This window comes from Nitrosomonas sp. (assembly GCF_019635155.1).
In the GTDB taxonomy this organism is placed as follows: domain Bacteria; phylum Pseudomonadota; class Gammaproteobacteria; order Burkholderiales; family Nitrosomonadaceae; genus Nitrosomonas.
This window is the reverse complement of the sequence record NZ_JAHBZY010000009.1, coordinates 85,457-103,366: the sequence shown is the minus strand read 5'-3', so window position 1 is coordinate 103,366 and position 17,910 is coordinate 85,457. Positions and strand designations below refer to the sequence as shown.

General features: G+C 48.3%; 16 protein-coding genes. 5 read left to right on the top strand and 11 right to left on the bottom strand.

What is annotated here, in order from left to right; genetic code table 11:
* Window positions 1–2: 2 nt before the first annotated feature.
* Window positions 3–650 (top strand): response regulator, encoded by a 648-nt coding sequence (locus tag KF839_RS08100; protein ID WP_292917335.1) that lies wholly within the window; start codon window positions 3–5, stop codon window positions 648–650.
* Between the two features lie 100 nt (window positions 651–750).
* Here the strand turns inward: KF839_RS08100 and KF839_RS08095 are convergent, their stop codons facing one another.
* The 8 genes from KF839_RS08095 to KF839_RS08060 all read right to left on the bottom strand — a co-directional run bounded on the left by KF839_RS08095 (window position 751) and on the right by KF839_RS08060 (window position 8,022).
* On the bottom strand, window positions 751–1,656 hold the full coding sequence (locus tag KF839_RS08095) for an FAD:protein FMN transferase (RefSeq protein WP_292917334.1): 906 nt from the start codon (window positions 1,654–1,656) through the stop codon (window positions 751–753).
* 42 nt (window positions 1,657–1,698) lie between these two features.
* On the bottom strand, window positions 1,699–4,422 hold the full coding sequence (locus tag KF839_RS08090) for a DUF3570 domain-containing protein (protein WP_292917333.1): 2,724 nt from the start codon (window positions 4,420–4,422) through the stop codon (window positions 1,699–1,701).
* Between the two features lie 42 nt (window positions 4,423–4,464).
* Window positions 4,465–4,662, bottom strand: a complete 198-nt coding sequence (locus KF839_RS08085; RefSeq protein WP_292917332.1) for a DUF4266 domain-containing protein — start codon at window positions 4,660–4,662, stop codon at window positions 4,465–4,467.
* 53 nt (window positions 4,663–4,715) lie between these two features.
* The gene (locus tag KF839_RS08080) at window positions 4,716–5,219 is read right to left on the bottom strand and encodes a TlpA disulfide reductase family protein (RefSeq protein WP_292917331.1); all 504 of its coding nucleotides are present in this window, start codon (window positions 5,217–5,219) and stop codon (window positions 4,716–4,718) included.
* Window positions 5,220–5,282: 63 nt separating this feature from the next.
* Window positions 5,283–5,723 (bottom strand): hypothetical protein, encoded by a 441-nt coding sequence (locus KF839_RS08075; protein WP_292917330.1) that lies wholly within the window; start codon window positions 5,721–5,723, stop codon window positions 5,283–5,285.
* 38 nt (window positions 5,724–5,761) lie between these two features.
* A complete protein-coding gene (locus KF839_RS08070; RefSeq protein WP_292917329.1) occupies window positions 5,762–6,220 on the bottom strand; it encodes a hypothetical protein in 459 nt (152 codons plus the stop codon).
* 176 nt (window positions 6,221–6,396) lie between these two features.
* Window positions 6,397–7,182 carry a hypothetical protein gene (locus tag KF839_RS08065; protein ID WP_292917328.1) on the bottom strand — a complete coding sequence of 262 codons (786 nt, stop codon included), beginning with the start codon at window positions 7,180–7,182 and terminating at the stop codon, window positions 6,397–6,399.
* A gap of 96 nt (window positions 7,183–7,278) precedes the next feature.
* On the bottom strand, window positions 7,279–8,022 hold the full coding sequence (locus KF839_RS08060) for a hypothetical protein (RefSeq protein ID WP_292917327.1): 744 nt from the start codon (window positions 8,020–8,022) through the stop codon (window positions 7,279–7,281).
* Between the two features lie 359 nt (window positions 8,023–8,381).
* Here KF839_RS08060 and KF839_RS08055 point away from each other — a divergent pair, with 359 nt between their 5' ends.
* Complete coding sequence (locus KF839_RS08055; protein ID WP_292917326.1) at window positions 8,382–9,929, top strand: fused MFS/spermidine synthase; 1,548 nt, start codon at window positions 8,382–8,384, stop codon at window positions 9,927–9,929.
* 28 nt (window positions 9,930–9,957) lie between these two features.
* Here KF839_RS08055 and recN read toward each other — a convergent pair whose 3' ends face one another.
* Window positions 9,958–11,631 carry a DNA repair protein RecN gene (recN, locus tag KF839_RS08050; protein WP_292917325.1) on the bottom strand — a complete coding sequence of 558 codons (1,674 nt, stop codon included), beginning with the start codon at window positions 11,629–11,631 and terminating at the stop codon, window positions 9,958–9,960.
* Between the two features lie 22 nt (window positions 11,632–11,653).
* Window positions 11,654–12,526, bottom strand: a complete 873-nt coding sequence (locus KF839_RS08045) for an NAD kinase (RefSeq protein WP_292917324.1) — start codon at window positions 12,524–12,526, stop codon at window positions 11,654–11,656.
* Between the two features lie 294 nt (window positions 12,527–12,820).
* On the opposite strand from KF839_RS08045, the gene hrcA reads away from it, so the two are divergent.
* Together hrcA and hemH are read left to right on the top strand one after the other, a co-directional pair.
* Complete coding sequence (gene hrcA / locus KF839_RS08040) at window positions 12,821–13,840, top strand: heat-inducible transcriptional repressor HrcA (RefSeq protein WP_292917323.1); 1,020 nt, start codon at window positions 12,821–12,823, stop codon at window positions 13,838–13,840.
* A gap of 36 nt (window positions 13,841–13,876) precedes the next feature.
* Window positions 13,877–14,962 carry a ferrochelatase gene (gene hemH, locus KF839_RS08035; protein WP_292917322.1) on the top strand — a complete coding sequence of 362 codons (1,086 nt, stop codon included), beginning with the start codon at window positions 13,877–13,879 and terminating at the stop codon, window positions 14,960–14,962.
* Window positions 14,963–15,009: 47 nt separating this feature from the next.
* Here the strand turns inward: hemH and smbP are convergent, their stop codons facing one another.
* Entirely contained in the window at window positions 15,010–15,354 is a 345-nt protein-coding gene (gene smbP / locus KF839_RS08030; protein WP_292917321.1) for a small metal-binding protein SmbP, read from the bottom strand.
* Window positions 15,355–15,859: 505 nt separating this feature from the next.
* Here smbP and KF839_RS08025 point away from each other — a divergent pair.
* Window positions 15,860–17,902, top strand: a complete 2,043-nt coding sequence (locus KF839_RS08025; protein ID WP_292917320.1) for an NAD(+) synthase — start codon at window positions 15,860–15,862, stop codon at window positions 17,900–17,902.
* Window positions 17,903–17,910 lie beyond the last annotated feature (8 nt).

Genomic DNA, 17,910 nt, shown 5'->3' with positions numbered 1-17,910 from the left:
CTATGAAAGCAAGAATAATGCTAGTCGATGATCATGCCATGCTCCGGCATGGCATGGCCATGATGATCAATATGGAACCGGATCTTGAAGTATTTGCCGAGGCAGGTGATGGCGATGAAGCACTTCGCATCCTCAAAAAAACCGGATCAGCGGATATCGTTTTATTAGATGTCACCCTTACGACCGTTTCTGGTTTCGAAGTGATAAAAAGCATGCACGCCTTGATTCCGACACTTCCTGTACTTTTTGTGTCGATGCACGATGAATCGGTATATGCGGAACGCGCATTACGTGCCGGCGCTCGCGGTTATGTGATGAAACAAGAGCCGGGTGAAACATTGCTCGCTGCAATCCGTGAAGTTCTTAAAGGGAACATTTACTTAAGCAAAAACATGCAGGAGAAATTGTTAAAGAAAATTGCATCCGGAGGTTCGGAACCCGAGCAATTGATCAATTCGCTGACTCCCAGCGAATTTGAAGTGCTTCACTTAATCGGACAAGGACACAGCAGTCAGGAAATTGCAAAATTACTCTGCCGTAGCATTAAAACCATTGAAACACACCGTTTTAACATACGAATTAAATTAAACTTAAAAGACGGTGCGGACTTAATCCGTTATGCAACCCGTTGGGTCTCGGAAGAACGTTGATTAAATTTGGGCAAAAAAACCCAAGTGATTGCAGTTGTCATAAAATTCATGACCGACTTTTATATCACTCGCCGGGCGATATCATCCTGTCATCATATTTTTATTTCATCAAAGTTCCGCCCGATTCTCCCGATACATTCACCCATAAATGCGGCAAACCCAGCGACCTTAACCAAGCAGGCCCGTCTTCTTCTTTCAGCATGCCGATTGTCGATGCACTACCGGCAACCACGCAAAACTCTCCAATAACGCTCACTGCCGCCATATAACGTACCGGCCAGCCGGTTTTAGGATTGAGCACATGACCATAACGGATACCATCGAGTGTGATACACCGCTCATAATCACCGCTGCTTGCCAGTGCGCCGGAATGCAACAACAGCGTCTGCAAAATACTGCCAGGGATACGCGGATGTCGAATGGCAACACGCCAGGGTGTGCCATCAACATGCGGACCGATCACTTTGATATCGCCGCCAAGATTCACAATACCGTGGCGAATGCCAGTTTCATAACAAAGTGATGCCGCGCGATCGACTGCATATTCTTTCACGACACCGCCAAAATCGATTTCCATTCCGGCAGTGTTAAATGATAAAACAGGCCGTAGCCAAGCAATTTTATCCCAGCCAACCTTGCTGAGCAGCGCCTGAATAGCTTTAGATTCCGGTATTTTACCGGATTTAAAATTCCAAGCGCGCCGCAGAATACCGGATGTGATATCAAACAAGCCATCGCTTTGCTGATAACAGGTAGATGCATAATCCAGTAAACCGGCCGTTTCATCGTCGACCGGAAGCTGCCCACCATCAGCCGCAATACGATTAATTGAAGATATCAAGCTATCTTCCCGGTACCGGGAATATTTCGCTTCCAGGCGGGAGACATCATCCATCGCAATTTTGGCGGCGCGTTGCGCTGATTTATCATTACGCGCATATAGCTGAATCGAGCACGGCGATCCCATCGCATTAAAATCATAATGAAAGAAATTTAGGCGCGCCATGCAATTCCGGTTTCGAAGCTCAATGCTCCCCCCTATCCTAACTTAAAACTGATAACTCCAGGTTGCTGCCAATGCGCCCTTGCGATCCAATTGAAATCCATTAAAGTCGTTACTTACCGGTTGTATCCATTCGAAACCGAGGCGATTGCCTGCAAACCGCCCGCGCGGAACGGCTGCGTTTAAACCAAATCCGACATCCCAAAATTGACCGCCATAATTGGATGGAAAATCCATGGGGCCGATGCGCGCATTGAATTGATTGAAATCCCGGTGAATGGCGTCTTGCCAAGTATACGCACCTCGTACCGAAGCAGTCAGCCAGCGATTGATATCGAAACCGACCCATGATGTCGCTTGTATGGTATCGCCCAGCCGGTAGCCGGATTTGTTCTGACTCTCCAAACGCTTGATGCCTCCAAATTGCGCGCCCCAAGACCAGCGGTTGTACTCGCCGGCATACGTCAGGCTTGGCATAAAATCCCAAGTACCGCTGCCTTGCTGCATGCCGAAATGGATCAAACCGCCGTCGATTCTAAACACTCGCCGTAACTTGATATCCACTTTGCCAGTCGGCGCACTCAAACCAAGATTGATATGCATGCGATGTCCGGGGATATCGAGCAACCTCACCAGAGACGATAGATAGGTATCGCCGACCGCGCCCGTTTCGTGGCCTGCGATGCCACTATGTTCATGCGTTTCTGTAGTGGATGACGGACGACCGGTCAATTCACGCAGATTCATGTCCATGGTCATAAACGTCGGCATTAACATGACATTCAGCCACTTCGTCGGCGCATACATAAGATCGAGCATATGCATGCTCATATTCATGAAGGTAGGCGTGAAACGGCATGGTGCCGCATCGCTGCATCCTTGTGCAACAATCGTTTGATCGCTTATTTGGTGGTCGCCATGCATCATGCTGCCGTTCGTCCAATTGTGCATATATCGGTAACCCGCCATAAAATCACCGGGTTTGTCGAGCATGTGGCCGAACATGATACCGGCCGGCGGAAGCTTATGATGATGCGAGGATGAATCATGATGGTGCGATGATCGACCGCCTGCAAGCGGCGGATTACTTGGTTCCATATCGAACTTCAACGCAGCGTTGGCCACATAATAATCAAAGTCGGCAAAGCTGCTATTGCCGCCGCCGATTTGCATCGAACTGGCACGCGTGTAGTATTCGAACCCCGCTTCCAACGCGATGCCCCTGCCAATCAGCTTACTCAGCGTAACACCACCGCTCAATGCGCCAAAACCAGCCAGCCGGTGGTCGCTGGAGAAATTTTCAGGCAGCTTCCCGGCATCATACGCAATCGTTTTGGGGACCGGATTCGCAGAAAAGGGGTCAACAGGATTGCCATTCTGGTCAACCAGATTAAATTGATCGGAACCGAAATACTGAATAGTGGGGTTTTTCTCATTAAACCAAATTTGCCGCCCCAAACTATCGATTTCCTGCTTTGAATAACTTTGCATGGAAAATAAATAAGGTCGATAAAAACTCGCGGAATCCTGCGAATAATAACGAATCCGAGGGGTCAACATCCAGCCGCCACCAAGCGGTTGCACCCAACTCGCATCAAAGGTGTGGGTGTTGATACCCCAGTCATCTGCTGACACCCGGTACCCTAAATGCAATGCTGCATTTAGGGCATTGATATATTGTATATATTTAGCATTGAATGCGAACTGATTGCGACTGTCTGGGCGCTGCTCCAAAAGTGCGCGCACGTCTCCAGTAATGAGAGTGTTCCGGTTATTATTCAATTCAGCAGGATCGACAAAGATAACCGTCATCACTTTGTAGGGGTTTTCCAAATATCCGCTACTATGGGTATAGCTAAAATTCGCATCCAGCAAAGCATTTTTGTTCAGTACCTGCGTGATACCCAAGTTACCAACCCAATCATGACGCTTGCCTTTCAGAATCTCCGAGCCGCCGCGCTCCTCAATATGCCCGGCAAAAGCATTTTTGGTAATATATGGCGAAGCATCATGATCCAGAATCGCGCCGATCTGGCTGTCAGTATAACCCGCACCATACTTCAGGCTTGTCAGCTTCTGATTAAAATCCACTCGACCGCCGATATTGCCGAATGTCGATTGATAGTCCCGTTCACTGGAAAAGCCGCCACCGATATTGAAAGTTGCTTCATTCCATTCACGACTCAAACCAAAATTGGCCTGATTGCGTGTTTCCGGAGATGCGGAAGACATTACCAGCACCGACCGGGTATCGATTGCACCGGTGGATTCCCTGGTAATGGGGTCTTTCCCGATCGGATTCAAATCATGATCCAGCAGTAGAAATTTACTGTTAATAAAAGGAGAAGCCCCGACAATCACCGATCCAGAATCAGTATTTCGAGAAACTGGATTATTACTATTGGCAGCTAAAGGCGCGGTCGTCACCGGCGTTGCGCCAGACCAGGTATCTTGGGTATAGCTGAAAGTAAATCGGGTACGGTCTGTTATCGAAAAAATACCGCTACCATGCAAAACATCGGCGGTAATCGGTTTTAAGCTTTGTGGAACACCGTATAGATTGCGCTCGCCTTCCTGATAGCGGCTATATTGAAAATTAATCCGATCCGGTCCAGCTGCATGCCCGGACGACATCAACAAGCCCGGTAATACCAATGCTGCAGATGTTAAAGCCTGTAGAGTGGAATTGCGCGGCTTAACGGATGGTAAATCAGGATAATCAGGTTGATGCTGGTAATTATGTTTTTTGAGTCTTCTTTTCCGCTGCAAATTTGTTACCTTTAAATCAACCGCAACCAGCACTCAGCTTACTTAATAGCAACCACAACCGCCGCCACCGGAAGAAGATTTATGGCTTGGCGCTGCTTCGCGGCTACTGTAATTGTGAGCTTGTATTTCGCTTTGGAGTGGAAATGGATCAATTTCCATTTGAGATTTTGCGAGATTACCGCGTTCCCAGGGCGCCACATGAACACAGCCGGTTAATGTAACCCCAAATATCAGAAACATCAATGCAGTCTTTCGAAAAAAGAATGTTCTAATGAAGGGAATCATTACCATTCCTATGGGCGTTCGTCCACCAATTGAGTTACCAGAGCCCGCAATTCCTCCGTTTCTCCCGGACGGAAACCTTGGTGCACATGGCGAATATTCCCTTTCTTGTCAATGATGTAAGAAGTAGGCATTGCCATCACTTCAAGAGCCTTGGCGCATTCTTTACTCGGATCGGCAACAATCGAGAAATTCGCCGGGTGTTTCGTAAGAAATTCCTGCGCATCCTTCACTTTTTCATCGAGGTTAACACCAATAACATGTACACCTTGCTCCCCCATTTCCTGTTCCAGTTGATTTAAGAATGCAAAAGACTTCACACAGGGAGGGCACCACGATGCCCAGAAATCCATATAAACCACTTTCCCTCTCAGATCCTGCAGTTCCAGCGCCGGTTTGCCATCAAGCGTCGTCAGATCGCATGCGGAAGAGATACGTTCGAGGTGCTCAGCGAGCAAACTAGTGCTGCCTAGAAACAATAAGGCCGCCATTCCCAATAATCTTATTTTTTTCATTTGTTCAGTCCTATTATCCAGTTTGTTGCATTATTCAGACTCAGACTCACAATCCATGCATCCTTATTCAAATTGCTGAACGGCTATATCCGTTCCGGTGTGGGTATCGCTTGCCGTTATACAGTGATAAGAAACGGCGAACGATCGCGCACCTGCTTTTGTTTTGTTTACCAGTAACAAATAGGATCCATTCCCACCATGAATTTTAACTTCGGGGCTGTAACTCGCGTCACCTGAAACCGCATCGGTTGTACTGATCGCCCGATTGCCTTTAATGACCTGTAAATTGACCAGCAATCCATCTTGCGGCTTCGATAAATCTCTAACACTTGCGAGCAGGTGATCCGCCGGACCATTGCCGTTATCATAGCAAGTGACCAAGGCGTAACCGGTAAAACCCGCCACCGTGCCGCCGGAATCCATGACAGTGCCGGCTTCATGCGCTTTGCTTAAATTGACACAACCAAGCAACACCATTAATGCGGCAAGCTTTATGGTTTTCATTTTAGAAACGCAAGGCATCATCCGGAATCCTGTCATTATTACTCAAACTGCTGAACGGTTATATCCGTACCGGTGTGGGCATTACTCGCTGTCATGCAATGATAAGAAACAGCGAATGATCGTACTCCGGCTTTTGTTTTGTTAACCAGCAACAAGTAAACACCATTGCCGCCATGAACTTTAACTTCAGGGCTATAATCCGCATCACCCGAAACCGGGTCGGTTGTATTGATTGCCCGGTTGCCTTTGATAATCTGTAAATTAACCAGCAACTTATCTTCTGGCGAAGATAAATCTCTAACACTTGCGACCAGATAATCTGCCGGGCCGTTACCATCGTCAAAACAAGTCACCAGCGCATAACCGGTAAAAGCCGCCACTGTGCCGCTCGGATCCATCGTCGCACCGGCATCATGCGCACTGCCTAAACCGGCATAGCCAAGCATCATCGTCGAGACCATACACACGAGTGTTTTCTTTAAGGAAATATGAAACATGATAAGAATCCTTGCGTAATAACGCGACAATTATAATGTTACTGCCATAAAACAGAGAACAAAGTTCATTCCATAATTTATCTGATTGATCATTCAACTAAAAAGGCAATCGGACCCACCCGCATAAAATACAGATGAATCCGTCGCCTTCACCACGTCAAAACATAGATGCTTACTTATTTCGGCCACAACTGCGCACCATCCAATATGATTCGCAAATCGCGATTCAGTTGAGCGGCTGAAGGTTTTACAAACACATCCACGCCTTCACCACATGAAGAAGGCAACGGTGCAATCGAGCGAGCAATTGTCAGCGTCGCTGGTGAATCATAGCCATGCAACCCTTCACCATCATATATGGAGCCAACCGCAGGCGTCCACATTTGCACCGTCTCATTGCTGAATCCGTTCGAATCAGTAATTTCACAAACATCCACGATCGAAACAATAAAGGTCACGTTCTTGGCGCAAGAAGCTGGTTCAATCACCACGCCTGCAGTAGTAAAAGGAATGAGTCCTCGATAACCGGCTTTCAATTTACTACCGCCACCCGACCAAAAACCCAGTTTGTTGCCAAGCGAATCTTGAATGTATTCTTGATGAGAAAAAATACTGCCATCTTGAATAATCGTCACGGGATTACCCCAGTTGGTAACAAAATCCGATAAGGTGCCGGTATGCGCAGTACCGCTAACGGTACCAGTGGTTATTATGGAATCCTTGCCATCCGGAAACACTACCACCGTACCCAGCGTACTTATGGTTGAAGCACCATCGGTAGTATTCTGACAACCATGTGCAATTACGACATCATTATAGTTGCTGCCATGGTTTGCTGCGTTCTCCTGAATTACCGGTGTTTTCAGACGCGTATGCGCATGAGCGGATTGCCAAACAACCACCAGCCCTAGAATCCCTGCTAAAGCAAAAGTGCGGTAATTCAAGACAGCCAATTTAAACATTTAAAAACTCCTATTCGACACACAACTCAGTAAATGAAACCTCACCCGGAACAAAACAGGAGGGATGGGTGAGGTTTTGCCAAACGAACTTGTCGATTATTTAGGCCATACTTGCGTGCCGTTAAATTTGATCGGCATATCGCGGTTTATTTGCGCAGCCGAAGGTTTTACTTCCACCTCCACCCCTGTTGCACCGCAAGATGTCGGTAATGCACTGGTACGGGTAACGATGTATGACGCAGGACCGTCGTCGGTCGTACTTACGCGATCGTATGCGGTGCCCAGGTTATTATGGGTCCATAAATTAACCGTCGCTTCACTGAATCCTGCGGTATCAGTGATTTCGCAAATATCCGCAATCGAAATATAAAACTTGACGCTTTTCGCGCAGGAAGTCGGTTCTATAACAACAGCACCGGCTCGGAATGGAATATAACCATTCAAAGTATGCGGCAATGAATTACCGCCACCCGCCCAAAAACCGACCACATTACCCAACGAATCGGTTTTTTCATCCTGAGAACTAAAAACCGCTGTACTAAAGTTCTGCTGCATCAGATTTCCCCAATTCTGCACAAAATCCGTCAAAGAACCCGTATGCGGATTTCCATCTACCAGAATAGTGGAATCCACGCCATCAGGAAATACTACGCTCGTACCAATCACGTTCTCTTCACCGCAACCATGACTGATGATGACGTTATTGGTTATGCGGGTATTTTCCGCAACAGTTGCGGTTTCCAGCCGCGTATGCGCCATAGCGAACTGCGTTGTGCCCGCAAAAGCGGCAATTGCCAGAGCACTGTGAGAAAATAAATTGAGCTGTTTGATTTTCTTCATATCGATCCCTTAATTTGTTATTTTGCCTTAATCATTTTTCATTTTTTGTGAAAACATCCTATAGATCCGATCTTGCCATGAACTGAAAATGACTCCCCAGTCAATCATTCAGAACTGCACAATCCTTGTTTTCTGGAGCCGATCATATTTCCGAATCAAGCAAATGACAATGCGACAAATTGTCGCACCCTTTGAAATCGCTTGGTTAAAGCGTTGCAGAATCTCACGATGTTTTATTTTCACATACGCACTTAGCTGCGACAATTTGTCGCATTTCATAATCGAGATGCTATCTTTAAAATATAAAAATCGCGCTAATCGCTGATATCCACCCTTCTTTCATCTACATACGCTCCATCATGAGTTCAAATTTATCGACAAAATTGTTCGACCGTGTCTGGGTATACTGCACTGTTTTTTTAACCGGTGCGGCCGTCATGGTCATCGAATTGCTAGGAACACGCTTGATTGCACCTTTCTACGGGGCCAGTCTTTACGTATGGACTTCACTTATTTCCGTCACGCTGATTGCGCTCGCATTAGGTTATTACTGGGGGGGTATCTGGGCGGATCGGACACGTTCCGGGTTGTCGTTCATCATTGCGGCAGCCGGACTATTAACGCTCATTATCCCTTGGCTCACCGGACCGGTACTATTGGCGACGGATTCTTTAGGATTACGCCTCGGCAGTTTTATGAGCACACTGATATTGTTTTCCCCCAGCCTGATCATGCTCGGGATGGTTGGGCCATTCGCCGTCAAATTATCAACCTCCACATTGGCCAGCGTAGGCGCCAGTACCGGCTCGATCTATGCGGTCAGCACCGTGGGCAGCGTCATCGGAACACTGTTTCTGGGGTTTTATTTGTTTCCACTGATCGGCTCTCGAGAAATTTTTATTGGACTGGGACTCGCTTTATTCGCCTTGGCAACAATTGTTACGGTTATCGAGCGGAAATATCAGAAATCCGTAATCACCTGGGCACCCACTACATTGATGTTCGTGATCGGCCTGGCGCTCTATCCGCAGATAGCCGGTTCCGGTAAAACGGAATCCGATGATGCTTCTCAAACCGTGTTTGAACGCGAAAGCTTATACGGCTGGGTTCGAGTCATAGATCAACCGCATGAAAATATGCGCCTGCTAACCGTCGATGCCTCGACAATCGGCGCCGCCAGTCTCAATCACGGGGAAAATCTTTTGACTTATCAGAAAATTGTGACGGTAATCCCGGCATTAATACCGACAATAAGGAATGCATTGTTGATCGGCCAAGGCGCCGGTCACATGGTTGCGGCCTTGAAGGAGTTCGGTATCGAAACGGATACGCTGGAAATTGATCCTGCAGTATCCGAAGCCGCCAGCAAATATTTCGAATTCACCCCGACAGGCCGTCAAATCATCGGCGATGCGCGCTACGAAGTCCGCCAGTTGAAAGGGCCTTATGATTTAATCATTTTGGATGTTTTTACCGGCGGAGCAGAACCTACTCATTTGCTGACAGTTGAAGCCATTGCTCAACTGCGTGACTTGCTGACGAAACAAGGGATGTTGGCGCTCAATTTCGTCGCATTTTACGACAATGGACAAAACGCCGCTTTGGCGTCGGTCGCAAAAACGCTGGCGCAGGTTTTTCCGCATCAGCGAGTATTCATTTCCGACCCAAGTGAAAATTTTAATGATTTTATCTTTCTCGCCACTCATCACGCACTCGATTTGAGTGCTGCATCAATCCCGCCAGAGCAACGCAATTGGTTAAAAGATCGTCATCTGGCAATCAATCAATCGAACGGAATGGTTCTGACCGACAACCTCAGCAATCTCGAACTGCTGCAAATCCGCAAATCCGAATCCTACCGGCGCATGATCGTCGATATGATAGGAACTCGTCACTTTATTCGTTAAGACTGTTCCGGAAAATTGCTGCGTTCGTTCACTTGATTTCGCTTTGCAACATTTCTGCAGCATGCCGCCGTGTTGTTTCAGTGATTTGAGCACCCCCCAGCATCCGGGCGATTTCGTCGACGCGTTGCTGCGAATCCAAGATTGAGATATGACTCACAACCTGTGCGGCTTCTCCGGAACGAACGGATTTCACGACTTGCCATTGCTGATCACCGGCTGCGGCCACTTGCGGCAAGTGCGTAACGCACACTACTTGCCGTTCCTGCCCTAGTTTTTTTAATAGCTGACCGACGATTTCAGCAACTTTTCCGCCGATACCGACGTCGACTTCGTCAAAAACCAGGGTGGGCACAGCGCCGACTCCGCTGGTTATTACTTGAATAGCCAGGCTAATTCTTGATAACTCGCCTCCTGAAACAACTTTGGCCAGCGGCCGTAGCGGCAACCCCTGGTGCGCCACAACTTGAAATTCAATGTGTTCCAAGCCATCGGCGTTACCCTGTTCCAATGAAATCAATGCAACAGAAAATTGGCCGCCTTCCATCGCGAGAGTTTGCATCGCCGTAGTCACTTGCTGCGATAACGCGTGGCTGGCATTCTGGCGGATAACCGTCAACTGCGCGGCCTGTTGATGATAATCGGACCACGCAGCCGTTTCGAGTGCCTGCAAGCGATCAATATCGGCGTCTGAACCGAGCATTTTCAGTTGCCGGGATAGCGATTCCATCAATGCAGGCAGTTGTTCCGGATTCATGCGAAATTTCCTGGCGGTCGCGTGGATCGCCGACATTCGCTGCTCGATTTGCTGCAATACCTGGGGATCCAACTCCAGGTTCTGACGATAGTGTTTCAACTCGTACAAGCTTTCCCGTACTTGAATATGTCCTGAATCAAGCAAGTCGGCGATAGGCTTTAATTGCTGATCATATTCTTGCAAATTTTGTAATTGCATAATCACAGCATTCAGTTGCTCCAGCACCGACGATTCGCTGTCGGACAACGTATTGATCGCCATCTCCGCCGTTTCCATTAACGCCGCCAAATGCGACAACCGGCCATGATCCGCTTGCAATGACTGCCACTCTTCCAATGAAAAACGCACTGCAGACAATTCTTCCAGCTGCCATTCAAGCTGTTCGCGCTGACCGAGCAATTCCGCCGCACGTTCTTCCATGTCGATTCTTTGCTGTTGACAGTTTCTCCAGTGCTGATAAGCCAATTTGACCGTTCGCGCCAGTTCGCTGCAACCGGCAAATGCATCCAGCAATTCCCGTTGCGCATCTTTTTGTAATAGTATCTGATGCGCATGTTGGCTGTGAATCGCGATCAGAAAATCCCCCGCCATTCGCAATTGTTGCAATGTCACCGCATGACCATTGATATAATTGCGCGATCGGCCGTTACTTTCAATGATGCGGCGCATCAAGCAGTTATCCGGCTCACCCTGTAAATCATTGTCGTTTAACCAATGCACCAACGAAGGCAAGTCGCGAATATCAAAAGTAACGCTGATCTCGGCCCGTTCGCATTCTTGCCGGATCTGATTGACATCGCTGCGTTCCCCCAGGATCAAAGTCAGCGCATCGATTAGCATCGATTTCCCGGCGCCTGTTTCACCGGTCAGTACCGTAAAACCGGGCATCACATCGAGATCGATCTGATCGACAATGACAAAGTTTCTGATACTTATCTGTCTCAGCATGATAGCGAAATTCGTCGCGCGATCATGGAAACTCGCTCCAACCCAATTTTTCTCTTAGCATCCGGTAATAGCTATGATGAACGGAATGGAGCAGCCGAACCGATTGAGGAAAGCGCCGTATAAAAATTTTGTCGGTAGGTTCCAAATCAAATCCGGAATGGCTATCGCAATTTATTCTGACTTGTTGACAACTAATCATCCGGATTTCAACGACAGCATCCGGACCGATCACGATCGGCCGATTACTGAGGGTATGCGGACAAATCGGCACCAGCGCAATTAAATCCAAATTGGGATGCAAAATCGGGCCACCGGAAGACAACGCGTATGCCGTTGATCCTGTAGGAGTGTTTACGATTAATCCATCGGATCGCGGGGTATTCACATATTCACCGTTAACTTTAACCTCCAGCTCAATCATTCCGCTGCTCATGCCGCGATACAGCACCACATCGTTAAATGCCAGACTACTAAAAACATTGGCATTCTCACGAAGGATCTCCGTATAAAGCAACATACGCCTTTCCGTGATATAGCTTCCCGCCAGCATTTCATCCAATGTTTCGAACATGGTATCGATGGATAAATCGGTCAGAAAACCCAATCGGCCTTGGTTAATGCCGATCAACGGCACATCGTAAGCAACCAGCATGCGTGCGATGTTTAACATCGTGCCATCGCCGCCCATCACCACTGCTAAATCCGCTTCCGCACCGATCTCCTCCAGTGATAGTGCCGGATATAAATCCGTGCAAATATTTGCGGCTGTCAGGTGATCAAATAACACTTTGTATTTTTTGGTCGTCAAGTATTCAGCCAGATTAAGCAGCGGTATCGCGATTTCGGGATTTTTATGTTTACCGACCAATGCAATGGTCGAAAATGATGAATTCATAACAGGAAAATATGATTAACTATTATTGCTCTGGGTTGGAATTAAATATTAATACCGTCATTACCGTTAAAATAAAATAAGTTAGCCAGTAATACCCCATATAGCGTTGTAAAATCACCATTTGTACATATTTAACAGGAAATATTCCTTGAGAAAACATCCAGCTTTCCCAGTGGATTCAATCCGTCTAGGCGACTGGAATACGAACACCGCTGAAGTTTAGCATACACAAAATTGGACGATTGATTACTTGCATTCAAATATAAACCCAGCTGACTGGTGTAAAATAAAACCATGTTAAACGAGCGTGCGCAAATACTATTAAAAACCCTAGTGGAACGGTATATCCACGAAGGGCAACCGGTGGGTTCCCGGGCGTTATCCAAATTTTCCGGCTTAGACTTGAGTCCGGCCACTATCCGTAATGTCATGGCGGATCTTGAAGAAATGGGATTGGTCGCCAGCCCGCATACTTCCGCCGGAAGAGTTCCGACACCCAGGGGTTATCGTTTCTTTGTGGACACGTTGCTCGTCGTGAAGAAGCTGGACAAAACGGAATTGAATCATTTGGAAAATCAGCTACACCCAGACAACCCTTCGCGTTTAATCAATGCCGCTTCACAACTACTCTCGGAATTGACCCGTTTTGCAGGTGTTGTCGTGACACCGAAACGCAAAGGAGCGATCTTCCGCTACGTTGAATTCATGGCACTCTCGGAAAAACGCATTTTGCTGATCATCGTTACCCCCGAAGGGGATGTGCAAAACCGTATTATCTTTACCAATACGCCGTACAATCAATCCGACCTGATTGAAGCCGGTAATTTTATCAATCAGCACTATGCAGGATGCACCCTGGACGAAATCAGAGGCCGATTGGGCACTGAATTGAAGCAATTGCGCAGCGAAATGATCACCCTCATGAGCGCGGCGATTGAAGTCGGCGGCGATGCCATCAATGAGAGTAGCGAAGCGGTAGTGCTCGCTGGCGAGCATAATTTACTGCAAATCGACGATCTCTCCGAAAATTTAACGAGTTTGAAGAATTTGTTTGAATTATTCGAGCGCAAAACAAAGCTCTTGCAATTACTCGAACTAAGCCGGCAAGCTCATGGTGTTAAAATTTTTATCGGTGGAGAATCCGAGGTTACGTCACTGAAAGAATTCAGCGTCATAACCGCTCCCTATGAAATGGAAGGCGGAGTGGTTGGTATGGTCGGCGTAATCGGCCCCAGACGCATGGCTTACGAGCGAATTATTCCCATCGTGGATATTACCGCCCGGCTGCTCTCCAGCGGTTTATCTCAGCAATAATCGATGATCCTGTAATCAAATTCAACTTAAATCCCGATGTCAGTCAAATCAAATTACCAGCACGGCTCACCGAGTCGAACCGGTGTGCTGCTCATTAACTTAGGAACACCCGACGCGCCGACTGCCGTAGCACTACGCCCCTATCTCAAGGAATTTTTGAGTAATCGGCGTGTTATCGAAATGCCGCGACTGATTTGGTGGCCAATTTTGCACGGCTTCATCCTGCCTTTCCGGCCCAAGAAATCGGCGGAAAAATACGCAAAAATCTGGATGCCGGAAGGTTCTCCGTTGAAAGTGCACACCGAACGGCAGATCAAACTGCTGCGGGAAGCATTGCAAACCCGGTTAAACAATCCGCCTATTGTCGAATATGCAATGAATATCGGCAAACCCTCGGTCGCGACGGTATTGGCCGATATGCAAGCGCAAGGTTGCGAACGCATTCTTGTCATCCCATTGTTCCCGCAGTATGCTGCCAGCAGTACCGCGGCAGCCATGGACAATGTATTTGCCGTATTGGGAAAAATGCGTAATCAACCCGCGATTCGCACTGTCAAGCACTATTACGATCACCCGGGTTATATCGCTGCACTGGCACAGAATGTACGCGACTATTGGGAAGTTCATGGCCGGCCCGACAAGCTGATCATCAGTTTTCATGGCACCCCGCGGTCCAGCCTGGACAAGGGAGACCCTTACCATTGCTATTGCCAGAAAACCGGGCGCTTACTGGCCGAAGCGTTGGCACTGCAAACCGAACAATATGTCGTATGCTTTCAATCGCGTTTTGGCAGAGCGCAATGGCTGACACCCTATACGGCGGTCACGCTGGAGCAATTAGGCAAAGCGCAAACACGGCGCGTGGATATCGTTTGTCCCGGTTTCGTTTCGGATTGCCTGGAAACTCTGGAAGAAATTGCAATTGAAGCAAAGCATACTTTCATTCAGGCCGGTGGACAGGAGTTCCATTACATTCCGTGCCTCAACGAACGTCATGATTGGATAGCAGCGATAGCGGATATAACGTGTACCCATTTGCAGGGGTGGCTGGATATGGGAATTTCTGAGGAAGCAGCGCAGTTATCAAGAAAACTGGCGTTAGAAATGGGCGCGAAAAACTAATTGCTGCATTTCCCCTCGATTCCTTGAGGGGAAATGGATTTAATCCATCAATGCCCGGATTGGCGCATATGTTTCATCGCTTCTTCCGAATGTTTAGCAGACTCTTGACCATGGCCCATCTCAGCATGTTTGATCGCTTCTTCTAAATGTTTGATCGCTTCATCCATGTGCTTGTGCGATGCGGCATGATCATCCCTTGCCGCTTTAGCATGCGCTAAACTGTCTTTGGCATGCTCCAGCGATTCTTTGGCATGTCCCATTTCTCCATGAGCCTGAGCTTTTCCAGCATGCTCCATTGCTTCCGATGTGTGTCCCGCATCGGATGCCCAAGCTTGGGCATTCATAATTAAAGCCAATGCACTGATTGCAACTGCAGTTGATAGTAATCTCATGATGATTTCTCCTGTTTGAATGTTATTAAAAAACACAATGACTTCTGAAAAATCTCAGTGGCTGGATAACAACAAGTGAAGAATGTAATTGCTTATTCTTCCCCCACTTCTACCAACACACTTTCAGTATATACCTAATTCCCTCCACATTGCATATACAATAATCATCTTGGCTGTGAAATTATGTTATCCCGCGGCCTCAATCGTTCATACTGACGAGCAGCAATTTGCTAAAGCCATTTCTTTACTACCCGCTTGGCATTATCGCCGCAAACACTCCATTTTCATTGATTCTAATCAAAAACCCCTGATTCTGACTGTTTCAGCATGAGTCCATTCAGGATCTGAAACATAATGGAACAAACTACCGCATCTGCTTGCATGGATTTACCCAAACGCACCAATCCAAACGAATGGATCGTTTTGCCAGAATTATCCCAGTGCGTGTAACATTTGCTTTGTTATTCACGCATGAGCCCAACACGGCGATATGACGGAGGCATTCTTGAAAAATTTCCATTCGATTTACTCGCACCACTTTATCCGGGTATCAGCCTGCATTCCGTATCTCAAAGTTGCCGATCCGGTATTCAACGTCGATCACATCATTGAACTTGCAATGCGTGCATCCAAGCTCAAATCGGCCATCGCACTCTTTCCGGAACTGAGTATCTCATCCTACTCCGCTGACGATCTATTGCATCAGCAAGCCTTACTCAATGCAGTGATTGCGGGTATCGGCCGCATCGTTGAAGCCAGTCGGGAACTTACGCCGGTTCTACAAGTTGGCGCGCCGTTGCAATTAGAAGGCAAGTTATTTAACTGCGCGCTGGTGATTTATCGCGGCCGTATCCTCGGTATCGTGCCGAAAACCTATTTGCCGAATTACCGGGAATTTTATGAAAAGCGGCAATTTACACCGGCACATGCCGCGCTCACCCGTGAAGTAAGCTTTCTCGGGCATACTGTTCCGTTCGGCGCTGATTTGATCTTCAACGCAACCAACTTTGCGCATTTTTCCTTCCATACCGAGATTTGCGAAGATCTGTGGACGCCGCTGCCGCCCAGCACTTACGCCGCGCTTGCTGGCGCCACCGTTCTTACCAATTTATCGGCCAGCAACATCACCATCGGCAAAGCCGATTACCGGCGCAACCTATGCGCCATGCAATCAAGCAAATGCCTGGCAGCTTACATGTACGCCGCTGCCGGTCCCGGTGAATCAACCACCGATTTGGCATGGGATGGCCATGCGATGATTTACGAAAACCATCAGCTGCTCGCGGAATCCGAGCGTTTCTCCGATCAACAGCAAATCATCACCGCCGATATCGATCTCGAGCGGCTGATCCAGGACCGTATGCGCACCACCAGTTTCAACGATACGGTGCAACTGCATCGGGAGCAATTGCGCAGCCTCCGCCGGATCGAATTCGAGTTTGCCGTGCCGGAAGACACCGTGCCGTTACATCGCCCGGTAGCACGTTTCCCGTACGTTCCCGACAATCCGGCAAAACGCGACGAGCATTGCTATGAAGCGTACCAAATTCAGGTTCATGGATTGATGAAACGACTCGCATTCACCAAAACCGAGCAGATCGTGATCGGCGTTTCCGGCGGTTTGGACTCGGCGCACGCGCTCATTGCCGCAGCCCACACGATGGACCGGTTAGAGTTGCCACGCACCAACATTCTAGCTTATACCCTGCCGGGCTTCGCCACGGGCGAAGCGACCAGAGCCAATGCGCATCGGCTAATGGCCGCACTCGGCGTCACCGGTCAGGAAATCGACATTCGCCCGTCTTGCCTGCAAATGTTGAAAGATATCGAGCACCCATTTACTGACGGCAAGCCTCAATACGACATCGCCTTTGAAAACGTGCAAGCAGGGGAACGCAGCTCGCACTTATTCCGCCTCGCCAATTTCCATCACGCGCTGGTACTCGGCACCGGCGATCTCAGCGAACTCGCGCTCGGCTGGTGCACCTACGGCGTCGGCGATCACATGTCGCATTACAACATCAATGCATCCGTCCCGAAAACATTGATCCAGCATTTGATCCGCTGGACTATCGGCAGCCGGCAGTTTAACGACGCCACCAACGAGGCATTAGCCGCCATCCTGGATACTGAGATTTCACCGGAACTGATTCCCACACAATCACCCGACAAACCATTGCAAAGCACGCAGCAAATCATCGGTCCTTACGAGTTACAGGATTTTAACCTCTACTACGTCACTCGCTTCGGCTTCCGTCCGGAAAAAATTGCATTTCTCGCAAACCATGCCTGGGGTAACCGGCTGACCGGCCACTGGCCGGACGGCATCACCGAACAATCGCGGAATGAATACGACCTCGCCACCATCAAGCAATGGCTCGGCGTGTTTCTGTCACGCTTTTTTCAAACCAGCCAATTCAAACGCTCATGCATTCCCAATGCCCCGAAAGTCGGCTCCGGCGGCTCATTATCACCACGCGGCGACTGGCGCGCACCATCGGACGCGGAAGCGAAAGTCTGGTTGGACGAATTGAAGTTGATTCCGTGACATATTGC

Coding starts and splice junctions, on each gene's coding strand:
- KF839_RS08095 (WP_292917334.1), bottom strand. CDS start 1,656: ATGGCGCGCCTAAATTTCTTTCATTATGATTTTAATGCGATGGGATCG.
- KF839_RS08085 (WP_292917332.1), bottom strand. CDS start 4,662: ATGTTTCTGATATTTGGGGTTACATTAACCGGCTGTGTTCATGTGGCG.
- KF839_RS08100 (WP_292917335.1), top strand. CDS start 3: ATGAAAGCAAGAATAATGCTAGTCGATGATCATGCCATGCTCCGGCAT.
- KF839_RS08065 (WP_292917328.1), bottom strand. CDS start 7,182: ATGTTTAAATTGGCTGTCTTGAATTACCGCACTTTTGCTTTAGCAGGG.
- KF839_RS08060 (WP_292917327.1), bottom strand. CDS start 8,022: ATGAAGAAAATCAAACAGCTCAATTTATTTTCTCACAGTGCTCTGGCA.
- hrcA (WP_292917323.1), top strand. CDS start 12,821: ATGTTAAACGAGCGTGCGCAAATACTATTAAAAACCCTAGTGGAACGG.
- KF839_RS08070 (WP_292917329.1), bottom strand. CDS start 6,220: ATGTTTCATATTTCCTTAAAGAAAACACTCGTGTGTATGGTCTCGACG.
- KF839_RS08075 (WP_292917330.1), bottom strand. CDS start 5,723: ATGAAAACCATAAAGCTTGCCGCATTAATGGTGTTGCTTGGTTGTGTC.
- KF839_RS08045 (WP_292917324.1), bottom strand. CDS start 12,526: ATGAATTCATCATTTTCGACCATTGCATTGGTCGGTAAACATAAAAAT.
- smbP (WP_292917321.1), bottom strand. CDS start 15,354: ATGAGATTACTATCAACTGCAGTTGCAATCAGTGCATTGGCTTTAATT.
- hemH (WP_292917322.1), top strand. CDS start 13,877: ATGTCAGTCAAATCAAATTACCAGCACGGCTCACCGAGTCGAACCGGT.
- KF839_RS08055 (WP_292917326.1), top strand. CDS start 8,382: ATGAGTTCAAATTTATCGACAAAATTGTTCGACCGTGTCTGGGTATAC.
- recN (WP_292917325.1), bottom strand. CDS start 11,631: ATGCTGAGACAGATAAGTATCAGAAACTTTGTCATTGTCGATCAGATC.
- KF839_RS08080 (WP_292917331.1), bottom strand. CDS start 5,219: ATGAAAAAAATAAGATTATTGGGAATGGCGGCCTTATTGTTTCTAGGC.